Raw genomic sequence first — 10863 nt, 5'->3', positions numbered from 1 at the left:
TGTAGGTGCGCGCCCCCGGCGCGGCGCTCGCCTCGCGTAATGTGACTTGCGTTCACTTGTTCCGGCGGTTGCCAGAAACCATCCGCAACCTTCCGGTTCACAAGGGTTTTTCTCCTTATCCACACAACATGTGGATAACCCTGTGCATGGTCGTCGGAAGCAAACGCCTAAAAAGCCTTAATCAAGCTTGAAGACGCACATGGCGAAAAAAGTACCAATATCCAAATATCGAATGGAATCAGATACTTGACCGTGAAACCATCTCCTCACATCGGCCGCGGGCGATGTCGACGCTGCGTGCATGACGGCAGCGTTACTGCTGTGCACAACGCATTCGGGCCCCCGCGCGGGGGATCGCTATCATCGAGCCGATGAAGCAGGCCCCATGAACGCGCCAGACCCGGCCCCCACTGCCGGCGCGTCGCCCGCCCTGGCCGCATTCCTGCGCGGCATCGGGCGCCGCGCCCTGTTGTTCGCCGACCTCCAGGCTGGCCCTGGGGGCGATCGGGCGCTGGCCGCCGCTCTGCCCGCATTCGTTGCCCTGGCCGCCGGCCAGCCGATGTCGCGATGGCCCGAGCGGTTCTGGGGCCAGGTGCTCGCTTCGCCATCGCTGCGCGCCGGGGCGGGCGGGGAGGACCGAACGGCGGCCCTGTTGTGGCTGGTGGCGGGCCTGGACGAGGAGGGGGCAGCTGCGGCCCTTGGGGTTTCCGGCGAGAGCTGGCGCCTGGCCGTGCAGCGTGCGGCACCGCGCGATGCCGCGGGCCAGGTGGACGCGGCGGCCTGGCAGGCCTGGGCCGAATCGGTGCGCGGGCAGCTGCGCGAGTTGCCGCAGGATCGGCTGGATTGGTGGGACCGGCAATGCGCCCGGGCGCTGCACCCGGCGCGACGCCCGCCGGCTCCCGCGCCATCCGCGCAACGTGCGCCCCGCTGGGTACTGGCGATGCTGTGGACCGGCGTCGCGTTGTGCGTACTCGGACTGGTGGTGACCTTCGTCCCCTGGAGACCGCAGACCGGCGACGGCGGGGATCGCGACGATGCCCCGATGCGCGCCCGCGGCGCGCCCCTGCCGGCGGCGGCCGCACCGGCGGCCACCTACGACGCCGATTTCGCCCTGCACAACCACCGCGACCTCGCCCTGCTCGCCGGCGGCGACGAGACGCTGCTGCGCGACCTCGATTTCCATGCCTGGCACGCCGCGCAGCTCGGGCCCGCCTCGGCGCCACCGGTGCCGGTGGTCGATCCGCCGCCGATGCCGATGCCCGAACGCATCACCGCGTGGCAGGCGCTGCCACCGGTCGAGCGAGCCTTCCTGCGCGAGCGCTGGGACGCCTGGCAGCACCTGCCGGCAGCGCAACAGGCCGAAGTGCGCAATGCGGTCGCGACCTTCAGCGCCCTCGCGCCGGAAAGGCAGCAGGAATTGCGGATGACCTTTTCCGCGCTGCCGGATGAAGAGCGCCGCGGCTGGTTGCTCGGTCCGCGCCTGGGACTGGCCTGGCCCAGGCTGCAGCCGTTGCTGATGCAGGTGCCCGCCGCGCAGCGCGAGCCCCTGCTCGCCGTGTTGCACGAATTGTCCGCGCTGCAGCTGGACGATCTGGCGACGCTGGCGCAACGCACGCCGCCGCAGGAACGCGATGCGCTGCGTCGCGAGCTGCTGTCGACCGCGGCCACCAGCCGCACCGCGTGGCTGCGCGAGCGTTTGCGACGCTGAGTGCTTCCGCGCGCTTGCGGCAACCGTCGCGCGCGGCCATCATCTCGGCACGCCGCGGCGGCAATGATCGGGGCAGCGACGGGGGTAGCAACGCATGAGGCAGATGGCGGCGGGCGCCGAAGGGCCCGTCCAGGCATTCGCGCCGGTGCCGTGGCGGCACGTGGCGGGGCTCGCAGTAGCCGCGATCGCGTTCCTGCTCGCGCTCAACGTGCTGATGGATGTCGGCGCGCGTGCCACCGGCGACGGCGTGCAACGCTTCGACCAGGGCGCGCTGGTGCACGACGACGGCAGCGAATCGGCGCCGATGGGGCTGCACCTGCCGGGCAACTGCCACGCGCACGGCGACTGCGCGCGCACCTTCCGCATCAAGTTCAACCACGACGCGGCTGCGGCGGGCAACCGCCAGTTCGCGCTGTATGTCCCGCAGTTCACCGGCCGCATGCAGGTTTCGCTCAACGGCGTGCCGATGATCGACAGCACCCTCGGCCAGACCTCGCTGAAACTTGGCCAGGGCGCGCCGCAGATCGCCACGCTGTCCGACCGCGTCCTGCAGCCCGGCTTCAACGAGATCGGCGTCGACCTGGCCGATCGCATGGGCACCGCAGCGGTCGGGCCGGTGTTCTTCGGCCCTGAATCGGAACTGCGCGACGACTACGAGGGCGCCCAGTTCCTGGTGGTGACGCTGCCGCGGCTGATGGACGGCGCGTTGTTCGCGATCGGCGCAATCATGCTGGTGATATGGTTGACCCGGCGCCACGACCAGCTCTACCTGCTGTGCGCGGCGATCTCGCTCAGTTTCGCCATCTCCTCGCTGTCGCCGGTGATCGCCAGCGCCTTCGGCGCCAACCTGCTGATGCCGGTGAACGTGTTGCGCTACGTCGGCGCCTGCCTGCTGCTGCCCTTCGCCTGGCAGCTTGCCGGGCGCATGCCGCCGGTGCGCACGCGCTGGTTCCTGCTTCCGGGCGTGCTGATGTTCCTCGGCTTCCGGCTGCTGCCGGAAGGCTGGGCCACGCAGTCGGTGACCGTGCTGTTCATCCCGCTGGTCCTGGCGATGGCCGTGGTCGCGCTGTGGGAACTGTGGCGCGCGGGAACCCGCGGCCGCGACCGTTCGGCGCTGACGCTGCTGGTCGCGATCGGCGTGCTGCTGTCGCTGACCACGCGCGACCAGCTGGTGACGGCAGGCATCCTCGACAACGGCCACGTGCTGCTGGCGCGTTTCAACGGCCCGCTGCTGGTGCTGATCATGGGCCTGATCATGCTGCGCCGCTTCGCCGACGGCCTGTCGCTGCTGGAGAACTTCAACAAGCGCCTGCACCGCGACGTGGCAGCCGCGCGCAGCAAGCTGCAGGAAGCCTTCGAGCGCGAAAAGGCGCACGCCCGGCGCGAAGCGCTGACCGCCGAGCGCGTGCGCCTGATGAGCGATCTGCACGACGGCATCGCCGGCCAGCTCATGTCGATCGTTGCCCTGGGCGAGCAGGACGATAGCCCCAAGGGCAGCGAGATCACCCGGGCTTGCCATCGCGCGTTGACCGACCTGCGCCTGGTGGTGGATTCGATGGAGGACGTCGGCGACGACCTGGGCATGATGCTGGTGGCGTTCCGCGACCGCGTCGAGCCGCAGCGGCGGCGCTCCGGGATCCGCCTGGCCGGGCAGGTGCGCAACCTGCCGGAACTGCCGGGCCAGTCGCCGACGACGACGCTGGCGATCTTCCGCGTGCTGCAGGAGGCGATGAACAACGCCGTGCGCCACTCCGGATCGGACGTGGTCGAGGTGGCCTCGTCGGAATCGCCGTTGCCCGGCCACGGCGTACGCCTGGTGGTCCGCGACTACGGCAATGGCGGAGCGGTGACGCGCCGCGGCCACCATGGCATGGACAACATGCAGCGTCGCGCCGCCGGCCTCGGTGCGACCCTGGAAGTCGAAAGCGATGCCGGCGGGACCCGCGTGATCCTCGACCTGCCGCGGAGCGTGGTCAGAGCTGGATGAGCTTGCGCGAGATCGCCTCGAACACCGCTTCGCCGCGGCTGTTGACCTCGAGCTTGCGGTAGATGCTCTTGATGTGATTCGGCACGGTCTTGCGCGAGATGCCGATGCCGTCGGCGATCTCGTTGTAGGTCATGCCCTTGGCGATGCCCCACAGGATGTCGATCTCGCGCGCGGTCAGCCCGAGGTTGGTCTCGGCGGCCTGGTCCGGGTCGGGCGCCGGCTCGGTCGCCGGCTGCAGCCGGCGCAGCAGGTAGCGCGCGATCGCCGCGGACAGCGGCGACTGTCCCTGCAGTACCTGGCGCACCGTGGTGCCGATGTCCTCGGGCAGGGCGTCCTTGACGATGTAACCGCTGGCGCCGGCGGAGATCGCCGCGACCACGCTGGCTTCGTCGCACAGCACCGAGATCACAAGGATCTCCACCGATGGATGCGCGGCGTGGACTTCGGCGGTGAGGCTGGTGCCGTGGCCGTCGGGCAGTTCCAGGTCGGTGAGCAGCACGTGCGGCGGTTGCGCGGCGATGGCGGCGCGCGCGTCGGCGAGGTTTCCGAACGACTCGACCTGGAACTCGGGGTCCGCCGCCAGCGCCGCATGCAGGCGCTTGCGCGTGGGCTCGTCGTCCTCGACCAGGTGGATCCTGATTGTCGTCATCGCCTCGCCACCGTCCTCACAGCCAGTCCATGAAGTCGATTCTCGGCGCTTGCGACGGCAAACGCGAGACCCTGGCGATCGTGGCCGGGGCGCGGCCGAACAGCTGGCGCGAGAGCCCGGCCTCGTCGATCCGCGGCGCCTGCGCCGATGCGATGCCGCGGCGCGCGGTCATCAGCACCAGCACGTCGTTGCGCCTGGCGCTGGCCTGTTCGGTGCCGAACAGACGCTCGACACCGGGAATGCGCCGCAGCCCCGGGGCCGCCGATTCGCCGTCGCGCAACGTCATGGTCGCGCCCGACCCGAAGGCGATGGCCCTGCCGAAGGGGATACGCGCCGTTGCCTCGGCCTGGGTCTTGTCGGTCTGCACTACCGTGGCGCCTTCGCCGGCGATCGTGGTGCCCGACAGGTTGGACAGTTCCAGCACCGCGGTCAGGTCGATGTAGCCCTCGCCGATCTCGTTCGGCGTCACCTTCAGGTCGATGCCGATGTCGCGTTCCAGCGGCTCGGTCTCGTCACCACGCGGCACGATCAGCACGCTGGAACCTTCGAAGAAGCGCGAGGTCTTGCCCGCCACGGCGACCACGCTGGGACTGGCCTCGATGCTGAAGCCGCTGCGCGATGTGGACGCCATGTTCAGCGCGTAGCTGACCGTCGGGATGCTGACTTCCAGCGAGCGCGAGGTGCTGCGGCTGGTCGGATCGTCGTTCTCCTTGCTGTAGTCGGCGGCGAACAGGGTGCCGCCGAACTGCAATTCCAGCGCGTTGAGCAGGTTGATCCCGGCGTTGCTGGAGGCGTCGCGGCTCTGCCGGATCACGTACGCGTCGATGGAGACGTTGCCGTCGCCGAGGTCGACGGCGTCCGCGCCCCCATGCAGGCGTCCTGCCAGCATCGCCGCGTCATGGCCGCCGGCGGTTGCGGAAAATGCCGCCGACAGGAAGGCGTCGACGGTCGCCGCGGCGCCTTTTCCGCCGGGGACCGTCGAAGCGCGCGCGGCTGCGTGTGCATTCGCCGCCAGGCCGAAGTAACCGGCGCGGTAGGCGACGAAGGCCAGCCCGTAGCACAAGGCATCGCAACCGCCCCGCAATGCGATCGCCTCGGCGAATGCGGCCAGTGCCGCGTCGTGGTGCCCGAGCCCGTACTCGGCGGCGGCCAGGCCCACCTGCGGCTGCCACCAGTCCGGCGCCAGCAGCGTGGCGTTGGCGAAAGCCACCCGTGCGACCTCGAGATCGCCGCGACGCCCGCGTTCGAGCAGGTAGCGACCGTTGTCGAAATGCAGGCGGGCATTGGTGGGCTCTGCGCCGATACGCCGGAACAGGGCCTCGCCGTCCGTGCCTGCCGGGAGCGCGCGCTGGTCGCTGAAGCCGATGCGCTCCAGGTTGCGCTCCAGGCGCGGGGTGGAGGCGCAGCCGGACACCAGCGTGGAGACCAGCAGCGACAGCAACAGGGGGCGTGCGGACAACATGTTCATGGTGTCCACGATGGCGGGAGCGTGGCGCCATCGTCGCGCGCGCGCATCGGCCGGCCGATGCCATCTTTATGGTGTTCTTCGGCGGCGCGAACTCGGGTTTCATGCTCGCCACCAACTACTCCCCGAGGGGGAAAACGCCATGAAAACCGCTCTGCTGATCTCCGCCGCCGGGCTGGCCCTGTTCGCCTTCAGTCCGGAAGCCTTCGCCGCCAAGTACAAGTGCGGCTGCCATGTCAACGCCAAGGCCGGCATCGAGGCCTCGAGCGATCCGAAGATGAGCTGCAACGAGACTTACAGCGACTTCGACGACCATGTGTCGATCCAGGAAAGCCACCTCAAGATCTTCGTTTCCGACGACAACGTGGTCCAGGGCGACAAGGACATGAACATCCGTTTCCGTCCGCGCGACGGCAAATGCCTGGAGCGGGTGGCCGACGGCAACGAGAAGAAGGTGATCTGGGAAGGCGCCTATTGCAACAACGATTCGTACAAGGACCTGGGCCAGTTCAAGATGAAGGAGAAGGACGGCAAGTGGACCGCCACCTTCGAGGCCAAGACCGGCGGCAAGGACTACACCGGTTTTGCGATGTTCGCGGTCAACCAGCAGGACGGCAAGAAGTACATGCAGGCCGTTTGCCTGGAAGACAAGTAGTCTTCGCTCGAGCGACGAACACGGCGCGGGTGGTTTCAATCCGCGCCGTGTTGCATGGTGGCTGGTGGCGCCTCAGCCCCACACCAGGCTGGCCAGGATCGTTCCCGCCACGCCGAAGCTCAGCAGGATGATGTAGCAGATGCCGATGGTGAGGTACTTGAGCAGCGTCATGATCCATCCCTGGCCGTAGACGCGCTTCTGCATCAGCAGCAGGTACAGCGGCATCCACAGGAACAGCAAGCCCTCGGCCCAGCCGACGGGCGTCGCCAGCGCGGGCACCGCTTCGCCGAGCATCGACAGCAGCAGGATCAGCAGCACCGCAAGGCACAGGAACGCGTGGCTGTGCAGCGCCACGATCAGGTGTTCCATGTACAGCCGGCGCTTGAACAGGTAGGCGACCTTCAGCATCGCCGCGAACAGCGGCAGCAGGATGAACAGCGTCGACGGCAGCGCGCCGAGCACCGCGTCCTTCAGCCTGTCCTGGTCGTGCTGCATTTCCTTGACGTTGTCGCGGCCTTTGGCGATCTGCGCATTGATCCAGCGGTTGACGAAGGCAGGCAGCCAGCCCACCCGTACCGGATTGGTCACAGGATCCCAGGGCTCTGCGTTGAAGCGGACCTGCACTTCATCGTCGTCCGTCCCGGCCGGCTTCACCGGTTCTGGATCGCGGCCCTCGAGCTGGGCGATGCGCTGCTCGGACTTCTCCCGGATTTCCTGGATCCCTGCATTGATCCCGGCGCGCGCGCCGGGGACGCCGGGTGGCATTTCGGCACGGGCCTGTTCCAGTTCGCCTACGATCCTGTCGCGCGCCTCCTCCACCTCGGCCACGGTGGTCGCCTCTTCGATGCCGTCGCCGCCGTCGACCTGGACGATGCTGCCGCCGTCGCCGGTCTGGATCGCCAGCTGGGCGACGAAGAAGGTGACGATGCTCAGGAAGAAGAACAGGCGCACCGGGCTGACGTAGCGCACCCGGCGTCCCTCGAAGTACTCGCAGGTCAGGTACCCGGGCTTGGCCAGCAACGGCCAGATCGTGCGGGGCGTGCGCGAATCCAGGTCGAACACGCTGTCGAGGAAGTCGCCGATGATGCTGCCGAAGTGCCTGACCAGGCCGTGTACCGGCTGTCCGCACTTGTAGCAATGCGGCCCCAGCAGCTCGGTGCCGCAGTTCTGGCAGGTCGTCATCGGCGTGGTTCCCCGTGGATGGCCCGGGTAAGATTACAGCGACCTGCCGCGGCTGGCGCCGACGCCCCATGAACCACGCACCCGACACCCGGCGCCTCGGCCACGAAGCGCGCGCCACGGCCGTCCTTGCTGCGCCGCTGGTCGCCGGCCACCTGGCCACGGGCCTGATCGGCTTCGTCGACACCGTGATCGCCGGCCACCACGGCACCCTGACCCTGGCCGCGGTGGCGGTGGGCGCGGCACTGTGGGCGCTGCCGATGATGTTGCCCATGGGCACGCTGATGTCGCTGCCGCCGGCGGTCTCGCAGCTCGACGGCAGCGGTCGCCGCGAAGAAATCGGGCCGCTGTTCCGCCAGGGCCTGTGGCTGGCGCTGGCGCTGGGCCTGCTGATGTTCGCCTTCCTCAGCATCGTGGTGTTCGCGCTGGGGCCGATGGGCATCGCGGCGGAGGTGCGCCCCGGTGCGCGTGATTTCCTGCATGGCATCCGCTGGGGGGCGCCCGCGCTCACGCTGTACCTGGCGATGCGCTACCTCAGCGACGGGCTGCACTGGACGTTGCCGACGATGGTGCTCGGATTCGGCGGCCTGCTGGTGCTGGTGCCGCTGGGCTACGTACTCACGTTCGGTTCGTTCGGCCTTCCGGAGATGGGCGCCGGCGGCCTCGGCATCGCGTCGGCGGCGATGCTGTGGACGCAGGCGCTCGCATTCGCCGTCTACCTGGCAACGTCGCGGCGCTTCGCGGCGTTGGGCCTGTTCAGCCGCTTCGAATGGCCGCGACGCGAACCGATCGCGGGCCTGTTGCGCACCGGTTTGCCGATCGGCGTCACCGTGGCGATGGAGGGCGGGCTGTTCATCGTCACGGCGCTGCTGATCGGGCGCCTGGGCGCGGTGGAGGTCGCCGCGCACCAGATCGCGCTCAACGTGTCGGCGCTGTGTTTCATGATCCCGTTCGGCCTGGCGGAGGCGACCACGGTGCGCGTCGGCCATGCGCTCGGCCGGGGCAGCGCCAGCGCGGTGCGCCGCGCCGCGATGGCTGGCTACGTGCTGGCGCTCGGCACGCAGGCCGTGTCGGCGCTGTTGCTGCTGCTGGGCAACGATGTCGTCGCCTCGGTGTACACCGACGACGTCGCGGTCGCGACGCTGGCCGCGTCGCTGCTGCTGTATGCGGCGGCATTCCAGTTCCCCGACGGCATCCAGGTCGTATCCGCCGGCGCGCTGCGTGGGCTGGGCGATACCCGCGTGCCGATGCTGCTGGCGGCACTGGCTTACTGGGGCATCGGCATGCCCATGGGCGCCGGGCTGGGCCTGTACCTGGGCTGGGGGCCGGAGGGCATGTGGACCGGCTTGATCGGCGGGCTGAGCGTGGCGGCGCTGCTGATGGCCATGCGGTTCCGGCGATCGAGCCGAAGGCTGCAGGAGGTACTGGTGACCTCCGGGTCATCGCCCGCGGACCCGCCAGCCGTTACGCTGTCGCCATGAATACCGGAGCATCCGCATGAACGCGCCCAGCCACCGAGGCCCCATCTCCCGCTTCTTCAGGGGTTTGTGGGACGCCGTCAATTTCGCCCGTCGGCTGGTCTTCAACCTGGTTTTCCTGGCCCTGATGCTGGTGTTCATCGGCATCTTCATGGCCGGCGACGCCGCCAGGCCCCTGGCCGGCCGCACGACGCTGGTGATCGCGCCGCAGGGCCGCCTGGTCGAGCAGTACAGCAGCGACCGCACCAGCCGCGCACTGGCGCGCATGTTCGGCGACGACAGCGCCCGCGAGGTGCAGCTGCGCGACGTGCTGCGCGCGCTGGAAGCCGCAAGGGACGACAAGCGCATCGAACGCGTGCTGCTGCGGACCGACCGCATGGCGTTCTCCGGTTACGCATCGATCCGCGAGGTGGCCGACGCGCTGGCAGCGTTGCGCGCCTCCGGCAAGCAGGTCGTCGCCTTCGGCGAGGCATTCGACCAGAACCAGTACCTGCTCGCGGCGCAGTCCGACGAGCTCTACCTCGATCCGATGGGCGGACTGCTGCTGGAAGGGCTGTCGCGCTACCGCCAGTACTACCGCGAAGGCCTGCAGGACAAGCTCGGCGTCGACGTGCACGTGTTCAAGGTCGGCGAGTACAAGTCGGCAGTGGAACCGTTCGTGCTCGACGCGGCGTCGCCGGAGGCGAAGGAGGCCGACCTGTTCTGGATGAACGACATCTGGCAGCGCTACCTCGGCGACGTGGCGAAGGCCCGCGACATTCCGGTGTCGCGGCTGGCCGCGGCGATCGACACGCTTCCCGAAGACGTGATCGCCGCCGACGGCGATCTCGCCAACCTCGCCCTGCAGCAGGACCTTGTGGACGGGTTGAAGACCGAGGAGGAAGTCCTCGATCTGATGGCCGAGCGCGGCGTCGCCGACGACGACAGCGAGCACGGCTTCCGCGAAGTGTCGCTGCAGGCCTATATCGGGCACCTCGATCGTGGCCTGGCGGCCGTGGACGAGCGGCCGCAGGTCGCCGTCGTGGTCGCCGAGGGCGAAATCGTAGGCGGCGTACAGCCGCCGGGCAGGATCGGCGGTGAATCCACCGCGCAGGTGCTGCGCGAGGCGCGCGACGACGAAGCGGTCAAGGCGGTGGTGCTGCGCGTCAATTCGCCAGGCGGCGCGGTGTTCGCCTCCGAACAGATCCGGCGCGAGGTCGATGCCCTGCAGGAAGCCGGCAAGCCCGTGGTCGTGTCCATGGGCGACGTGGCCGCGTCCGGCGGCTACTGGATCAGCATGGACGCCGACCGCATCTATGCCAACCCGTCGACCATCACCGGATCGATCGGGATCTTCGGCATGTTCCCGACGATTCCGCGGACCCTGGACAGGATCGGCGTGCACACCGACGGCGTCGGCACCACGCCGCTCGCCGGCGCCTTCGATATCAGCCGCCCGCTGGACCCGCGCGTGGGCCAGGTGATCCAGTCGGTGATCCAGAAGGGTTACCGCGACTTCCTTTCGCGTGCGGCCGAGGGCCGCGACCGCAGCGTCGAGCAGATCGACGCCGTGGCCCGTGGCCGGGTCTGGAGCGGCGCGCAAGCGCGCGAACGGGGGCTGGTCGATGCATTCGGCGGCTTGCCCGACGCGGTCGCCGACGCCGCCGCGCGCGCGAAGCTGGGCGAGAAGGGCAAGTACCGCGTGCGCTACATGGAGCGCGAGGCGACGCCGTTCGAGCGCTTCTTCGGCCGCCTGGCGGAAA

General features: G+C 69.1%; 8 protein-coding genes. 5 read left to right on the top strand and 3 right to left on the bottom strand.

Annotation, left to right across the window (positions count from 1 at the left end):
- The first annotated feature begins 385 nt into the window (after nucleotides 1-385).
- The gene (locus tag QAA18_RS11720) at nucleotides 386-1708 is read left to right on the top strand and encodes a DUF3106 domain-containing protein (RefSeq protein ID WP_279413155.1); all 1323 of its coding nucleotides are present in this window, start codon (nucleotides 386-388) and stop codon (nucleotides 1706-1708) included.
- Nucleotides 1709-1802: 94 nt separating this feature from the next.
- Entirely contained in the window at nucleotides 1803-3695 is a 1893-nt protein-coding gene (locus QAA18_RS11715; RefSeq protein ID WP_279413154.1) for an ATP-binding protein, read from the top strand.
- Here QAA18_RS11715 and QAA18_RS11710 read toward each other — a convergent pair.
- A complete protein-coding gene (locus tag QAA18_RS11710) occupies nucleotides 3682-4344 on the bottom strand; it encodes a response regulator transcription factor (RefSeq protein ID WP_279413153.1) in 663 nt (220 codons plus the stop codon). The two genes, QAA18_RS11715 and QAA18_RS11710, sit on opposite strands and share 14 nt — an antisense overlap.
- Nucleotides 4345-4360: 16 nt before the next feature.
- On the bottom strand, nucleotides 4361-5803 hold the full coding sequence (locus QAA18_RS11705) for a hypothetical protein (RefSeq protein WP_279413152.1): 1443 nt from the start codon (nucleotides 5801-5803) through the stop codon (nucleotides 4361-4363).
- Nucleotides 5804-5951: 148 nt separating this feature from the next.
- Between QAA18_RS11705 and QAA18_RS11700 the strand changes: the two genes are divergently transcribed.
- Nucleotides 5952-6464: a hypothetical protein gene (locus QAA18_RS11700; protein WP_279413151.1), complete on the top strand. Its 513-nt coding sequence runs from the start codon at nucleotides 5952-5954 to the stop codon at nucleotides 6462-6464.
- Nucleotides 6465-6536: 72 nt separating this feature from the next.
- On the opposite strand, the gene QAA18_RS11695 is transcribed toward QAA18_RS11700, so the two are convergent.
- Entirely contained in the window at nucleotides 6537-7646 is a 1110-nt protein-coding gene (locus tag QAA18_RS11695; RefSeq protein WP_279413150.1) for a DUF3667 domain-containing protein, read from the bottom strand.
- Nucleotides 7647-7714: 68 nt separating this feature from the next.
- Here QAA18_RS11695 and QAA18_RS11690 point away from each other — a divergent pair, with 68 nt between their 5' ends.
- Nucleotides 7715-9124 (top strand): MATE family efflux transporter, encoded by a 1410-nt coding sequence (locus QAA18_RS11690; RefSeq protein ID WP_279413149.1) that lies wholly within the window; start codon nucleotides 7715-7717, stop codon nucleotides 9122-9124.
- 16 nt (nucleotides 9125-9140) lie between these two features.
- The coding region (sppA, locus tag QAA18_RS11685; protein WP_279413148.1) for a signal peptide peptidase SppA at nucleotides 9141-10863 on the top strand (1723 nt) is incomplete at its 3' end.

This window comes from Luteimonas sp. 8-5 (assembly GCF_029763755.1).
GTDB lineage: Bacteria > Pseudomonadota > Gammaproteobacteria > Xanthomonadales > Xanthomonadaceae > Cognatiluteimonas.
The sequence above is the reverse complement of the archived record's forward strand: the minus strand, read 5'-3'. Positions and strand labels throughout refer to the sequence as shown.